This window comes from Micromonospora sp. RTBAU3-60 (assembly GCF_054963695.1).
This window is the reverse complement of the sequence record NZ_JBUEGB010000013.1, coordinates 95,771-109,283: the sequence shown is the minus strand read 5'-3', so window position 1 is coordinate 109,283 and position 13,513 is coordinate 95,771. Positions and strand designations below refer to the sequence as shown.

The following is a 13,513-nucleotide window of genomic DNA, read 5'->3' as shown; positions in this document are numbered from 1 at the left end:
TCGGTTCTCCTAGCCGAAGATGTTCAAGTTGAGTCGAGCTGACTCAAGTCCTCGATTTCTTGTTTTAGCGCGGGGCGACGGCCTCGTCAACCCGGGCCGGCAGGAGCTTCTCGAACCAGTGCTGGGCGTACGGGCCCCCGGTGAAGGCGGGAATCTCGACGTAGCCGTGACGGGCGTAGAGGGCGCGGGCCTCGACCAGGTCGGTGCGGGTGTCCAGCCGGATCCGGTCCGCCCCGGCCGCCCGGGCGTGCACCTCCACGGCGGCCAGCAGCGCGGCCCCGCCGCCGGTGCCGCGGTAGGCGGGGCGGACGTAGACCCGGGTGAGTTCCGCCCAGCGGGGGCGCCAGCGCAGGCCGGCGCACCCGGCGAGCTGCCCGTCGTGGCGGGCCAGCAGGAGCAGCCCGGTGGGCGGAGCCAGGTCGTCGCTGGGCATGTCGGCCAGCGCCTCGGTCACCTCCGCCGGCCGTTCCGGGCGGCCGTGCCAGCGGCGCACCATCTCCGCCATGTACTCGCGCAGCACGGTCGCGGCTTCGGGGATGTCGGGTGGGGTGGGGCAGGTCGTCCAGGTCGTCACCGCTCGATCCTCACCGCGCCGTCAACCGGCTTTCGGGGGCCGGAGCCGGCGCACCGGCGGGGAGCGGGTCGGGACGTCGAAGCGCCGCCCCGGGTCGAGGCTTGTCGGGTCGTCGGGCTGGTCTGCCTGTGCTGCTGGGGCGGCGTCGCCAGTTCCCGCGACGACGGCAGTTTGCGCCCGGCCTCAGGCGGGCACGGCGGCGGCGAAGTCGACGTCGGCGGTGTCGACGATGCCCGCGGTCCGGCCGGGCGCCGTCTGGTACTGCCAGTACAGGTTCGTGTGGGCGATGACCTTGTCGGGCGTGGGCGCGCCGTACGGCGAGAGGTCCTCGGTCGTGTGGGCGTCGCCGACCAGGGTCACGTCGTAGCCGCGGGTGAGCCCGCCGTGCAGCGTCGAGCGGATGCACGCGTCGGTCTGCGCCCCGGCCACGAAGAGCAGGCCGATGCCGCGCTCGGCGAGCACCGCCTCCAGGTCGGTGTCTTCGAAGGAGTCGCCGTACGTCTTCTGCACCAGCGGCTCGGAGTCGCGCCGCACGAGCTCCGGCACGTACTGCCACGTCTTGCTGCCGGTGGGTAACTGCTCGCTGTTGTGCTGCACCCAGACGACATCGACGTCGGCGGCGCGCGCCTTGTCGACCAGCGTGGCGATGTTCGCGACGACCCGGTTCCGGTCGTACGCGTGCCGCACGACGCCGTTCTGCACGTCGACGACGAGCAGGGCGGTGTGCGGTCGGTCGTTGAGCGTGGTCATGGGGCCTCCCGGACATGCGCAGGGCCTGCGTGTGCTGATCTGCGGGCCACCCTAGACAGCCCCACCGACAGGGGGCGTGGATCAGGGCCGGGCCGGCGGACCCTCGGCGGCGAGGGCGACGCGGCGCAGCAGGTCCGACAGCAACCGCCGTTCCTGCGGCGTCAGCGCGCCGAGCACCCGGTGCTCCTCGTCGCCGACCACCCCCAGCGCGCGCCGCCAGGCCGCCCGGCCGGCGTCGGTCAGCTCGACGTCGACCCGCCGCCGGTCCACCGGGGAGGGGATCCGCCGGACGAAGTCGCGGCGGACCAGCGCGTCCACCCGGGCGGTGATCGAGGCGGGCGCCATGCGCAGGTCGCTGGCGATCTCGGAGGGGGCGGCCCGGCCGCCGCGCCCGGCCAGGGCGTGCAGGGTGCCGTACTCCTTCTCCTGCAGGTCCAGCTCGGCCAGGGCCCGGTCCTTCACCTCGCGCAGGTGCCGGGTGAGGACCGACATCCGGGTGACCGCGCCCTCCACGTCGGGATCCAGGTCGGGCAGGACGGGCAGCCAGCGCGCCACGTGCTCATCGGTGCGGTCGCGGTCGATCACCCGTCCACGGTACGCCGTCAACAAAATATTCGTTGTCGAAAGGTTCGACGTCAAAGTATCCTGCCGGAGTGACACATCCCCTCCGGCTCCGCGCCTTCCGCCTGCTCTTCCTCGGCCGTACCGTCTCGGCCCTCGGCGACGCCGTCGTCCCCACCGCCCTGGCCCTGGCCGTGCTCCGCGCCACCGGCTCGACCGCCGCCCTCGCCGTCGTCCTCGGCTGCGCCATGGTGCCGCGGCTGCTGCTGCTCCCCCTCGGCGGCGTGGTCGCCGACCGGTTCGACGCCCGCCGGGTGGCCATCGTGACCGACCTGGTGCGCTGCGCCGCCCAACTGGTCGTCGGCGTCGAACTGCTCGGCGACGCCCCCGCGCTGGCCCACCTCGCGGTCGCCTCCGCCGTCGGCGGCGCGGCCTCGGCCTTCGCCATCCCCACCGCGTCCCCGCTCGTCGCCGGCACCGTCGACGCCGAGGGGCGGCAGCGGGCCAACGCCCTGATGGGCGTCACCGCCAACGCCAGCCGGCTCGCCGGGCCCGCCCTGGCCGGCCTGCTGATCTGGACCGCGGGCCCGGGCTGGGCCTTCGTCCTCGACGCCGCCTCGTTCGCGGTCAGCGCCGCCGTGCTGTCGGTCATCCGGGTCCGGCACGTGGCCGTCCCGCATCGGTCGCTCCGCGCCGACCTGCTGCTCGGCTGGCGGGAGGTCCGCTCCCGCGACTGGTACTGGAGCAGCCTGCTCGCACACGGCGTGTGGAACGGCGCCGCCGCCGTGCTGCTCACCGTCGGCCCGGTGGTCGCCGTCGACCGCCTCGGCGGGGAGGGCGTCTGGGTGCTGCTGCAGCAGGGCGGCGCGGTCGGCCTGCTGCTCGGGTCGCTGCTCGCCGCCCGGGTACGCCCCGCCCGGCCGGTGCTGCTCGGCAACCTGGCCCTGGCCACGTACGCGGCGCCGCTGCTCCTGCTTGCCGTCGCCGCGCCCGCCCCGGTGAGCGTCGCCGCGTACTGCCTCGCGCTGGTGGCGCTGGGTTTCCTCAACCCGGTCTGGGAGACCGTGGTGCAGGGCCAGTTCCGGCCCGACGTGCTCGCCCGGGTCACCTCGTACGACTGGCTGATGTCGCTGGGCGCCATGCCACTCGGGTACGCCCTCGCCCCGCTCGCCGCCCGCGCCTGGGGCCCGTCGACGCCGCTCGCCGTGGCCGGCGTGCTGGTGCTGCTCGCCTGCGCCGGCACCGCCGCCGTGCCCGGCGTACGCCGGCTGCGCTGGCCGGTCGACGCCCCGTCGGGGCCCGTTGAGCAGGTGCCGGCGGGGCGCTGACCCGAGTGGTCAGAGCCGGTGCCCGGTCGTGGCGTCCACGTGACCGGGCACCTCGTCGTGCCGGTCCCCCACGCTGGACGTGCCGGACGGCTCGAACATGAGGATCGAGGCGCCGTCCGGCGCGGACGGCCGGTGCGCCACCCCGCGTGGCACCACGAACACCGCGCCGCGCGGCAGCACCACCTCCCGCTCGGTGTCGTCCGCGCCGTCGCGTAGGGCGATGCGCAGCTCCCCGTCGAGCACCAGGAAGAACTCGTCGGTGTGGTCGTGGGAGTGCCAGACGTGCTCGCCGGCCACCTTGGCGATCCGGACGTCGTAGTCGTTGACGGTGGTGACGATGCGCGGACTCCACAACTGGTCGAAGCGCCCCAGGGCGGCGGCCAGCTCGATCGGCTCAGCTCTCATCGGCCCATCGTCGCGCATCGGCCCGGTCACAGGCGCGGTGCATGACGTGCAGTCCCACCCGGCCCAGGCTCGGGTGCGCGAACGCCTCCGGCACCGTGCCGATCACCGCGAAGCCGAGCCGCCGGTACAGCTGCACGGCCGCCTCGTTGCTCTCCACCACGGCGTTGAACTGCATCGCGGCGTAGCCCCGGTGGCGGGCCCAGTCCAGGGCGTACTCGGCCAGGGCCCGGCCGACGCCGCGGCCCCGCGCGTGGGCGGCGACCATGAAGCTGGCGGTGGCCACGTGCGCGCCGGGCCCGGGTCGGTTGGTGCCCATCTTCGCGGTGCCGAGGATCTTCCCGTCGTCCTCGGCAACCACCGTCCGGCCGGGCGGCCGCTCCACCCACACGTCGTACGCGACCTCCGCGGGCCACGCCGGGTCGTACGGGAAGGTCTCCCCGGCGGTGATGACGTCCTCGACGATCGGCCACACCTGCGCCCAGTCGGCCTCGGTGAACTCGCGGATCCGCATGCCGCGCACGCTAACCGGCCGGTCCGCCCCGCGGCGACCCGGTTTCCGGCATCACCCGTACCCGAACTGTGACCCGCCGGCCGCCCGGGCGGGACCCCGCGCGGCGCCGGCCGCGCCCATCATGGACGCATGGTCGAATCCGCCACCGACCTGGATTCCCGCGACGCGCCCCCGGTGTCGCCCGCGCCGCCGCGCGGGCCCCGCACCGTCGGGCCGTGGCTGGTCGGCGGCGCCGTCAGCGCCGTGCTGCTGCTGCTCGCCGGCCGCTACGGCTACCACCGCGACGAGCTGTACTTCCTGCTCTGCGGCCGGCACCTCGACTGGGGATACGTCGACCAGGGCCCGCTGGTGCCGGCCCTGGCCCGGCTGATGGACACCGTCGCGCCGGGCAACCTGGTGCTGCTGCGTACGCCGTCGGCGCTGATCGCCGGCGCGGCGGTCGTGGTGGTCGCGGCGATCGCCCGGGAGTTCGGCGGCGGTCGGGGCGGGCAGCTGTTCGCCGCCTTCCTCGCCGCGGTGGCGGGCATCGTGCTCGCCCCCGGGCACCTGCTCAGCACCACCACCGTCGACCTGCTGGTCTGGCTCGTCGCGGCCTGGTGTGCGGTGCGCATGCTGCGTACCGGCGACACCCGTTGGGCCCTTGGCGTCGGCCTGGCGCTCGGCGTCGGCATGCTGAACAAGCTGCTGCCCGCCCTGCTCGCCGTGGGTCTGCTGGCCGGGGTGGCCGTCGGCGGGCCGCGCCGGCTGCTGCGCGACCGGTGGGTGTACGCCGCCGCCGGCATCGTCGTCGTGCTCGCCGCGCCGTACCTGCTCTGGCAGGCCACGCACGGTTTCCCCCAGCTGTCCGTGGCGTCCTCGATCGCCGGCGGCGACAGTTCCTACAGCGGCCGTCTCGACGTGCTGCAGTTGCAACTGGTCATCATCAGCCCGGTCGCGGTGCCGGTCTGGATCGCCGGGCTGGTGGCGCTGCTGCGCCGCCCGGCCTGGCGGGCGTACCGGGCGATCGGCTGGGCCTGGCTGGTGGTGTTCGCCGTCGTGCTGCTCGCCGGCGGCAAGGGCTACTACGACGCCCCGCTGCTGCTGGTGGTCACCGCCGCCGGCGCGGTCGTCACCGCCGAGTGGGCCGGCCGCGGCGCCGTGCCCGCCCGGCGGGCGCTGGTCGCCTCCGGCGCCGCCGTGGCGGTGACCGGCAGCGCGGTCCTGCTGCTGCCCACCCTGCCGGCCGATCGGCTGCCCGGCTTCGTGGTCGACGTCAACTACGACGCCGGCGAGACCATCGGCTGGCCGGCGTTCGCCGATTCGCTCGCCGCGGTCCACCGCGGCCTGCCACCGGAGCAGCGGACGCGGGTGGTGATCCTGACCGCCAACTACGGCGAGGCGGGCGCGGTGGCCCGGTACGGGCCGCAGCGCGGCCTGCCGCGGGCCTACTCGGGGCACAACAGCATGGCCGGATTCGGCCGCCCACCGGAGGACGCCGACGTGGTGATCGCGGTCGGCTGGGCCCGCCCCGACCAGCTCCGGCGCTGGTTCACCGAGGTCGCCGAGACCGGCCGGATCGACCAGCGGGTCGACGTCGACAACGACGAGAACGGCCTGCCCGTCTACGTCTGCCGGGGGCTGCGGCGGCCGTGGTCGCAGATCTGGGACGCCGAGGTACGCCACGCGGGCTGATCATATTCCGACGCGCTCGCCGAGCATGATCGCTACAGTTGCGGCCCGTGACCGCCGCCCCCGTCGCCCACCGGTTCACCCGGGCCGGCTCCCCGACCGTGGTGTTCGTCGCCGGGCTCGGCGATCCCGGCGACGCAGCGGCCACGACATCCGCCACGACGAACCCGACCTCGCGGCGGAGGAGATCACGACGATGCTGAGAGGGATCCGGGATTGACCGACACCAGAACCAGACTGCTGACGGACCTGCGGCGGATCGAGGACGACGACTACCGGCTGCGCCCCGGTGAGCGGGAGGCGGACCTCGTCCCGGCGCTGCTGGCCCACCTCGGCGATCCCGCGCCGGAGCTGCGCGACGAGCTCGTGTACCCGACCTTCCGCGCCTTCATCACGGATGGCCGGCTCACCGAGGAGGAGCTGCGTACCCTGCTCGACACGCTGATCGACGACCGGCACCTCTTCCACGGCATCGGCGGCTTGGGTGACCCGAGCGTGTTCACCCGCACCTTCAGCATGCTGGTGGTCGCGCTGGTGCTGGAGCGGCACCGCCGCCGCCCGTTCCTCGCCGCCGACCAGTTCGCCCGGGTACGCGACGCCCTGCTGCGCTACCACGGCCAGGAACAGGATCTGCGCGGGCTCGTCGACGAGGGCGGTTGGGCGCACGCCGCCGCGCACGGCGCGGACGCCCTCGACGAACTGGTCCGCTGCCCGGAGGCCGACCCGGCCACCTGCCGCGCCGTGCTGGACGCGCTGCGCGGCCTGCTGCACAACGGCGCGACGATCTTCGCCGACGAGGAGGACGAGCGGATCGCCACGGTCCTGGATGCGCTCATCGAGCAGTCCTTGCTGCCCGCGCAGGAGATCGCCGAGTGGCTCGGCGGCCTGGCCGACTGCGCCGACCAGCCGCGCAGCCGCGCCCAGATGGTGGCCCGGACCAATACGAAGAATCTGCTGCGCAGCCTGCACTTCCGGCGACCCCGAACCGGGCCGCTCGCCGCCGCCGTCCTCGCCGCCGAGGCGCGGGTGAACAGCTTCCGGGCCGACTGACGCCGCCCGCCCGGGGGATCGAGGCCGGACCGGGACGGCGGTGAATACTTGTCGGCATGCTCTGGGGTGTCAGCGGTCCGATCTTCCTCCTCGACTACGTGGCGGGGGTGGCTGGAGCCCTCGCGATCGCCCTGTCCGTGCGGGCGCTGGTCGGGTGGCGGACCCGGGGCGAGCCGCTGTCGGCCGTCGACCTGGCCTATCTCAGCGACCGGGCGGGGCTGGCCTGCCAGGTGGGCGTGGCGGCGTTGCGCCGGGCCGGAGTGGTGCACCTCGGTGAGCTGGCCACCCTGTCGGTGGACGGGCCGCCCCCGTCCGGGTCCGCCCCGCTGGTGCGTGCCCTGCACGCCGCGCTGCGCCGGCCGCAGACCTGGGCCGCCGTGCTCGCCGACCCCGGCGTGGCCCGCGCGCTGCGCCGGCTGGTGGGCCGGCTGGTCCGCGACGGCTGGCTGCTGACCCCGGGGCAGCGGCGGCGCCTGGCGCTGGGCACCTTGCCGCTGTTCGCGGTCGCCGCGGTCGGGGTGATCCGGCTGGTGGACAGCGCGGTCGAGGGGCGCACGGCCGGCGGGCCGGCGTCCGTGGTGGGCCTGCTGTTGTGTTGTCTGGCCACGGTGCTCGGCGGCTGGTGGCTGTGCGAGGTGCCGGAGACCGGGGCGGCCGCACGCCGGCTGCTGCGCCGGCACCGTCGCACGTACGCCGAGCTGGCGCCGGAGCGGCGGCCCGCGTGGAGTGAGCGGGGCACCGAGGAGCTGCTGACCGCGATGGCGGTGTTCGGGCCCCGCCCGCTGCTCGCCGTCGACCCGCGCTTCGCGGAGCTGGTCGGGGTCGACCCCGAGCGCACCCGACCGCGGGAATACGCGAAGACCGCACGCTGACCCTGGCCGCGGCCGGACCCGCGCGGCACGTCTTCCGGCTCGCCCGCCCGGCAGTATGATCTGAGTATGACGAAGCGTGTGACGGTCAGTCTGCCGGACGACGTCGCGGCCTACCTGGAGCGGGAAGAGAACGCCTCGGCGGCGGTCACCGACGCGTTGCGCGCTCGGATGGACCGGGCCGCCGCGACCGCGGCGATGCTGCGGGCGGTCGGCATCGACGTGACGGACGACGGCGTCGCAGGCGTACGCGGCAAGCTTTCTCCCCTCACCGCTGAGCAGCGGGCGGAGAACGCCCGGCGCCGGGACATGCTCCGGGACGGTACCTGGCCCGACGCGGATTCCACCACCGCTGCCTGATGCCCGCCGGCGAGATCGAGATCCGGGCGATCCTGGACGCCTCCGCCATGCTGTCCTACTCCCGCGGCCACGTGCACGTCGGTGAGCTGCTGGTCGACATCGCCGACGAGGGTGCCTACGTCGGCCTGCCCACCGTCGCGCTGCTCGAGGCGTACGCGCAGACCAGTGATCGGCCTGCCGCCGCCCGGCTCGGCGTCCTGGCCACCCTGCCCGGCGTGACGGTGCTGCCGCTGTCCGCCCCCGATGCGGCCCAGGCCGCCACCACGGTGCGCCTGACCAAGGGCGACCTGGCCCGCGCCCACGCCGTGTGGGCGGCGCTGAAGCACGACGCCTACTACCTCACCTGCGAGCCGCACCTGGTTCCGGCGGTCATCGCTGCCGAACTGGTCCATCACATCCCCGTCGACGACGCCTGACCGGCCGGTCTCTGGCGGGCGCCGGGCGCTGCCGCGTGCCTCGCCACCGATCAGCGCAGTTCGTCGGCGAGCCGGATCACCCGCGCCAGCTCCTTCACCTCCGCGTCCTCGCTGGCGGCGGCCGCCTCCTCGGCGATCGTCGCCAGGTCACCCAGGCGCACCTCCCGGCCGTACGGGCCGCCCTGCAGCGCCTGGGCGAAGTAGGCCGCCGCGTAGCAGGTCCGCAACCGTGGCGACGCCGCGCCGAACGCCCGGTTCAGGTCGCCGACGGTCACCGACCCGTACGTCTCGGCGGCCTTGCGGTCGTGCGGATCGGTCCAGCGCACCTGCACCCGGGCGACCCGCGCGGACGGGGACGCCTCGTCGGCCAGCCGCACCGCGTACAGCGCCGTGACGCTGTGTCCGGGGCCGACCTCTCCGCCGTCGACCCGGTCGTCGCGGAAGTCCTCGTCGTTGATCGCCCGGTTGTCGTACCCGATGAGTCGGTAGGACCGCACCACGCTCGGTTCGAAGCTCACCTGCACCTTCGCGTCCAAGGCCCGGACGCTCAACGTCGCCGGCAGTTGCCGGACGAACACCTTCCGGGCCTGGGCGCGCTCGCTGGCGTACACCACGAATCCGTCGCCCTTGTCGGCCAACTGCTCCATCAACTCGTCGCCGTACTCGCTGCCGACGCCCACGCCGAGCAGGGCGATCTGCTTCGCCGCCTCGTCGCGTACCCGGCGCAGGATCGGCTCCGCTTCGGTCCGGCCGGCGTTGGCGAGCCCGTCGGAGAGCACGATCACCCGGTTCGTCGCGCCGGACCGGAACCCGTCGCGGGCCACCCGGTAGCCGAGCACCAGGCCGGCCTCCAGGTTCGTGCTGTCCCGCGTACGGAGGGAGTCGACGGCGTCGTGCAGCTCGTCGGCGTCGGAGACCCGGGTCATCTCCCGGATCACCCGGGCCTCGTCGCTGAACTCGACGATCGCGATGGAGTCGGTGCGACGTAACTGGTCCACGAGGGTGTGCAGCGCGTCCTTCACCAGATCGAGCCGGCCGGGTTCGCCCATCGAGCCGGAGACGTCGACGACGAAGGTGAGGGCGGCGTCCGGGCGGCTCTCCTCGTCCTCCGCGCGGGTCTGCAGTCCGACCCGCATCAATCGGACCGCCCCGGCCGCCTCGTGGGTGTCGGGCAGTCGGGCGCCGTCGACGTGTACGGCGAAGCCGTCGCCCGCGGGTTCGGCGTAGTCCTGTCGGAAGGAGTTCACGAACTCCTCGGGCCGCACCGCGGTGCGCTCGGGAAGTTGCCCGTCCATGATGAGCCGGCGGGCGTAGCCGTAGGAGGCGGTGTCGACGTCGACGCCGAAGGTGGAGCGCGGGTCGTCCTCCGTCGTCGTTTCGTTCCCACCCGACCGGGGTGTGCCGTCGTGCTGGCGGACCGGCCCGTGCGCGGAGTCGCTGCGCTGCACGCCTCCGGCGGAGCAGGCGGTGACCGTCATCGTGAGGGCGAGCGCCGCCAGCGGCAGCAATCGTCGCATGTGGACCATTGGTTCCTCCCGGGCAGGCTGGGCGGGCGATCCGGCGCAGCGCGTCGGATCCGTCCCGGTCATTGACGCAGTTGGACAGTCCGGCGGATCCCGTCGTAGCCGAGCCGATACGCAAGCGTGAACGTCGTGACCGTCCCGTATGCAAGACGTGACCTGCCGGGGCCGACCGCGCCCCGATGCCGACGGGCGGGCCGGCGCAGGGCTGGGCTGGTCCGGAACCCAACCCTGCGCCGGCCGGTGGGGCGTCAGCGCAGGGTGTTCGCCCCGGCGTTGGCGTACTGTTCGTCGAGGTCGCCCGAGGGTGCGCCGCCGACCCCGATGGCCCCGACGACCTGACCGTCGACGCTCACCGGCACGCCACCGGCCAGGAACAGCGTCCCCGGCATGTCCCGCAGCGTGGCCCCCGGGCCGGTGACCCGGCCGGAGAGCGCCGAGGTCGGCTGGCCGAAGGAGACGGCCGTGAACGCCTTGCGCGTGGCGGACTCGGCCGTCTGCGGGCCGGCGCCGTCGCCCTTGAGCTGCACCTGGACGTCGCCCGATCGGTCGAGGACCACGACGGTGACCCGGTGACCGCCCTTCTCGGCCGCCTTGAGCGTCGCCTCAGCCGCGCGCAGTGCCGCGTCGATGTCGAGCGACGGATTGGCGACCACGTCGCCCTTGCTGGCAACCGCGGCGCGGGGCGCCGCGGACTCGGCGGCGTTGGCGTTGACGGTGACGCCGGTGACGGCGGCCACACCTACGGCGCCGGCGATCAGACCGAGCGTGGCCCGGCGGCGGACGTTGATCATCGCAGTGCTCCTCTTGTTCGGGTGAGAGTCGAGGTGACGCGTCCAGCCTGGTCGGGCCCGGCGGTACGGGCATGGCCCGCCGGATCCAACCGCGATACATCAGATGGTTGATTCGCCTTTCGCAGACCTGCCGTACGCTGGGTTTTTGTCAAGATCAGGCGGGATGCGTGAGGGAGGTGCGCGATGCGGGAGGACCGGCTGCGTTCGGTGATGCGGTGGGGGTTTCTGCTCCTGCTGGCCGCCTCCGCGTCCCGCTATGTGGCATACCACGGCGGCGGAGCCGCCGCCGTCGGCGTGCTGGCGCTGGCCGGGGTGCTGCTGACCGCGTACGCGGTGAACGAGCTGGGGCGGTTCGCACCGGGAGTCCGCTTCGCGGCGGTGATCGTCGCGTTCCTCGCGCTGGTGCTCGTCGCGCCGAGCTTCGCCTGGTGCGCGATCCCACTGTTCTTCCTGGGCCTGCGCCAACTGCCGCAACGCGCGGTCTGGCCACTGGTCGGGCTGCTGACCGCCGCGGTCGTGCTCGCGCAGATCCGGCTGGCCGACCGGTTCGACCCCAGCCTCCTGCTCGGGCCGGTGGGCATCGCGGCCATCACCACCACCGTCTTCCTCGAACTGGACCGGCAGAACCGGGCCCGGCAACGCGCGCTCGACGACCTGCTGGCCACCCGTGACCAGCTGAACCGCAGCCAACACGAGGCCGGGGCGCTGGCGGAACGGGCCCGGCTGTCCCGGGAGATCCACGACACCCTCGCCCAGGGCCTGTCGAGCATGAACCTGCTGCTGCAGGCAGCCGACCAGGAATGGGACAGCACGCCCACCCAGGCACGCGGGCACGTGCGGCAGGCCGCGGCGACCGCCCGGGAGAACCTGGCCGAGGCGCGCCGTTTCGTCCGCGGGCTGGCCTCGCCGGCCCTCGACAACGCCTCGCTGACCGACGCCCTGCGCCGGTTGTGCACCGCGACCGAGCGCGACACCGGCATCCCGGTCCGATTCACCGTGGCGGGCAGGGTCGTGCCGCTCGGCGTCGACAACGAGATCGCGCTGCTGCGGGTCGCGCAGGGCGCCCTGGCCAACGTCCGCCGCCACGCACGCGCACACCGGAGCGCGGTGACGCTGACCTACGGCGACGAGGAGGTGATGCTCGACGTGTACGACGACGGAACAGGCTTCGACCCCGCGGTCGCCAGCGGGTTCGGGCTGACCGGGATTCGGGAACGGATCGCGCACCTCGGCGGCACGGTCACCATCGAGAGCGCCCCCGGTGAGGGCACGGCGCTCGCCGTGAGCCTGCCGCTGCGGGAGGCACGATGACCACCCCGCTGCGACTGATCCTGGTCGACGACCATCCGGTGGTCCGCGCCGGCCTCCGCGCACTGCTCGGCGGCCGGCCGGACATGGCCGTGGTGGCCGACGCCGCCACCGCCGACGACGCCGTCCGGCAGGCCGCCGCCCTGCGTCCCGACGTGGTGCTGATGGACCTGCAACTCGGCACCGGAGCCGACGGGGTCGCGGCCACCGAGCGTCTCCTCGCCCTGCCGGACCCGCCGCGCGTCCTGGTGTTGACCACCTACGACACCGAGGACGACATCATCCGCGCGATCGAGGCCGGCGCGACCGGATACCTGCTCAAGGACTGCCCGCCCGAGGAACTCTTCCGCGCCGTGCACGCCGCCGCGGCCGGACAGACCGTCCTCTCCCCGCCGGTCGCCGCCCGGCTGATGGACCGGATGCGCGCGCCACGCACCACGCTCAGCACCCGCGAGGTGGAGATCCTCACGCTGCTCGCCCGGGGCCACGCCAACAAGGAGATCAGCCGGCGGCTGTTCATCAGCGAGGCCACCGTCAAGACCCACCTGGTGCACATCTACGCCAAGCTCGGCGTCGACTCCCGTACCGCGGCGGTGCACGCCGCCGTCGAACGGAAGCTGATCCGGCTGTGAAACGTCGTGCCCTGCTCACCCTCACCCTCGCCGTGGCCGCCGGCGGCTGCACGTCGCCCGGCACGACCCGACCCTCGGAGGACCGCATGACCACCCCCGCAGACCAGGCTCTGCTCGCCGCGGCCAGCGCCGGCGACCCGGCCGGCGTACGCGCCGCGCTGGCGGCCGGCGCCGACCGGGAAACCCGCGACGCGCGGCGGCGCACGCCGCTGCTGCTGGCCGCCGCGAACGACCACGTCGAGGCCGCCCGCGTGCTCGTCGACGCCGGCGCGGACCCGAACGCGCTCGACGACCAGCACGACACCCCGTGGCTGGTGACGGGCGTGACCGGCAGCGTCGCGATGCTCGAGGTGCTGCTGCCCGCGGGGCCGGACATGACGATCGTGAACCGGTACGGCGGCATCTCGGTCATCCCGGCCAGCGAGCGAGGCCACGTCGACTACGTGCGCCGCGTCGTCCGTACAGGCATCAACGTCAACCACGTCAACAACCTCGGCTGGACCGCCCTGCTGGAGTGCGTCATCCTCGGCGACGGCACGAGGCCGTACCAGCAGATCGCGGAGATCCTGGTGGCCGCCGGCGCGGACGTGCACCTGCCCGACAAGGACGGCGTCGACGCGCTGCGGCACGCCCGCGACCGCGGATACCAGGAGATGGTGGCCATCCTGTCCCGCTGAGGGCGCCGCCCGGGCTCCACGACGGCGGTCCACCCGGGTGCCGCGCCGCTGCGGCCCGCTGGCGCATGCGGCACAGTGGCACCAGCGGCC

16 protein-coding genes are annotated in these 13,513 nt (G+C 74.1%); 9 read left to right on the top strand and 7 right to left on the bottom strand.

Annotation, left to right across the window (positions count from 1 at the left end; translation table 11 throughout):
* Window positions 1–64: 64 nt before the first annotated feature.
* From ACY34I_RS15625 to ACY34I_RS15615, 3 genes are all read right to left on the bottom strand, one after another.
* Entirely contained in the window at window positions 65–574 is a 510-nt protein-coding gene (locus ACY34I_RS15625; RefSeq protein ID WP_462755757.1) for a GNAT family N-acetyltransferase, read from the bottom strand.
* A gap of 183 nt (window positions 575–757) precedes the next feature.
* Window positions 758–1,324 carry an isochorismatase family protein gene (locus tag ACY34I_RS15620; RefSeq protein WP_462755756.1) on the bottom strand — a complete coding sequence of 189 codons (567 nt, stop codon included), beginning with the start codon at window positions 1,322–1,324 and terminating at the stop codon, window positions 758–760.
* Between the two features lie 81 nt (window positions 1,325–1,405).
* The gene (locus tag ACY34I_RS15615; RefSeq protein WP_462755755.1) at window positions 1,406–1,909 is read right to left on the bottom strand and encodes a MarR family winged helix-turn-helix transcriptional regulator; all 504 of its coding nucleotides are present in this window, start codon (window positions 1,907–1,909) and stop codon (window positions 1,406–1,408) included.
* Window positions 1,910–1,977: 68 nt separating this feature from the next.
* On the opposite strand from ACY34I_RS15615, the gene ACY34I_RS15610 reads away from it, so the two are divergent.
* On the top strand, window positions 1,978–3,213 hold the full coding sequence (locus ACY34I_RS15610; protein WP_462755754.1) for an MFS transporter: 1,236 nt from the start codon (window positions 1,978–1,980) through the stop codon (window positions 3,211–3,213).
* A 9-nt stretch (window positions 3,214–3,222) separates the two neighbouring features.
* On the opposite strand, the gene ACY34I_RS15605 is transcribed toward ACY34I_RS15610, so the two are convergent.
* Entirely contained in the window at window positions 3,223–3,618 is a 396-nt protein-coding gene (locus ACY34I_RS15605) for a cupin domain-containing protein (RefSeq protein ID WP_462755753.1), read from the bottom strand.
* Entirely contained in the window at window positions 3,608–4,129 is a 522-nt protein-coding gene (locus ACY34I_RS15600) for an N-acetyltransferase family protein (RefSeq protein WP_462755752.1), read from the bottom strand. Before ACY34I_RS15600 ends, ACY34I_RS15605 begins: the two co-directional genes overlap by 11 nt.
* Before the next feature lie 129 nt (window positions 4,130–4,258).
* On the opposite strand from ACY34I_RS15600, the gene ACY34I_RS15595 reads away from it, so the two are divergent.
* The 5 genes from ACY34I_RS15595 to ACY34I_RS15575 all read left to right on the top strand — a co-directional run bounded on the left by ACY34I_RS15595 (window position 4,259) and on the right by ACY34I_RS15575 (window position 8,492).
* Window positions 4,259–5,800 carry a glycosyltransferase family 39 protein gene (locus ACY34I_RS15595; RefSeq protein ID WP_462755751.1) on the top strand — a complete coding sequence of 514 codons (1,542 nt, stop codon included), beginning with the start codon at window positions 4,259–4,261 and terminating at the stop codon, window positions 5,798–5,800.
* 213 nt (window positions 5,801–6,013) lie between these two features.
* A complete protein-coding gene (locus tag ACY34I_RS15590; protein ID WP_462755750.1) occupies window positions 6,014–6,847 on the top strand; it encodes a DUF2785 domain-containing protein in 834 nt (277 codons plus the stop codon).
* A gap of 56 nt (window positions 6,848–6,903) precedes the next feature.
* Window positions 6,904–7,719: a TIGR04222 domain-containing membrane protein gene (locus ACY34I_RS15585; RefSeq protein WP_462755749.1), complete on the top strand. Its 816-nt coding sequence runs from the start codon at window positions 6,904–6,906 to the stop codon at window positions 7,717–7,719.
* Window positions 7,720–7,785: 66 nt separating this feature from the next.
* Window positions 7,786–8,076, top strand: coding sequence for a hypothetical protein (locus ACY34I_RS15580; RefSeq protein ID WP_462755748.1), 291 nt, complete (start codon window positions 7,786–7,788; stop codon window positions 8,074–8,076).
* Window positions 8,076–8,492: a hypothetical protein gene (locus tag ACY34I_RS15575; protein WP_462755747.1), complete on the top strand. Its 417-nt coding sequence runs from the start codon at window positions 8,076–8,078 to the stop codon at window positions 8,490–8,492. Before ACY34I_RS15580 ends, ACY34I_RS15575 begins: the two co-directional genes overlap by 1 nt.
* 50 nt (window positions 8,493–8,542) lie before the next feature.
* Here ACY34I_RS15575 and ACY34I_RS15570 read toward each other — a convergent pair whose 3' ends face one another.
* Both ACY34I_RS15570 and ACY34I_RS15565 read right to left on the bottom strand, forming a co-directional pair.
* Window positions 8,543–10,009, bottom strand: a complete 1,467-nt coding sequence (locus tag ACY34I_RS15570; RefSeq protein ID WP_462755746.1) for a vWA domain-containing protein — start codon at window positions 10,007–10,009, stop codon at window positions 8,543–8,545.
* Window positions 10,010–10,263: 254 nt separating this feature from the next.
* Window positions 10,264–10,806 (bottom strand): GlcG/HbpS family heme-binding protein, encoded by a 543-nt coding sequence (locus ACY34I_RS15565; protein WP_462755745.1) that lies wholly within the window; start codon window positions 10,804–10,806, stop codon window positions 10,264–10,266.
* Between the two features lie 183 nt (window positions 10,807–10,989).
* Between ACY34I_RS15565 and ACY34I_RS15560 the strand changes: the two genes are divergently transcribed.
* From ACY34I_RS15560 to ACY34I_RS15550, 3 genes are read left to right on the top strand one after another with little or no spacing between them, the layout of a single operon-like run.
* Window positions 10,990–12,117 carry a sensor histidine kinase gene (locus ACY34I_RS15560; protein WP_462755744.1) on the top strand — a complete coding sequence of 376 codons (1,128 nt, stop codon included), beginning with the start codon at window positions 10,990–10,992 and terminating at the stop codon, window positions 12,115–12,117.
* Window positions 12,114–12,746: a response regulator gene (locus tag ACY34I_RS15555; RefSeq protein ID WP_462755743.1), complete on the top strand. Its 633-nt coding sequence runs from the start codon at window positions 12,114–12,116 to the stop codon at window positions 12,744–12,746. The genes ACY34I_RS15560 and ACY34I_RS15555 overlap by 4 nt, the downstream gene beginning before the upstream one ends.
* On the top strand, window positions 12,743–13,423 hold the full coding sequence (locus tag ACY34I_RS15550; protein ID WP_255472302.1) for an ankyrin repeat domain-containing protein: 681 nt from the start codon (window positions 12,743–12,745) through the stop codon (window positions 13,421–13,423). Before ACY34I_RS15555 ends, ACY34I_RS15550 begins: the two co-directional genes overlap by 4 nt.
* The last annotated feature ends 90 nt before the right edge of the window (window positions 13,424–13,513 follow it).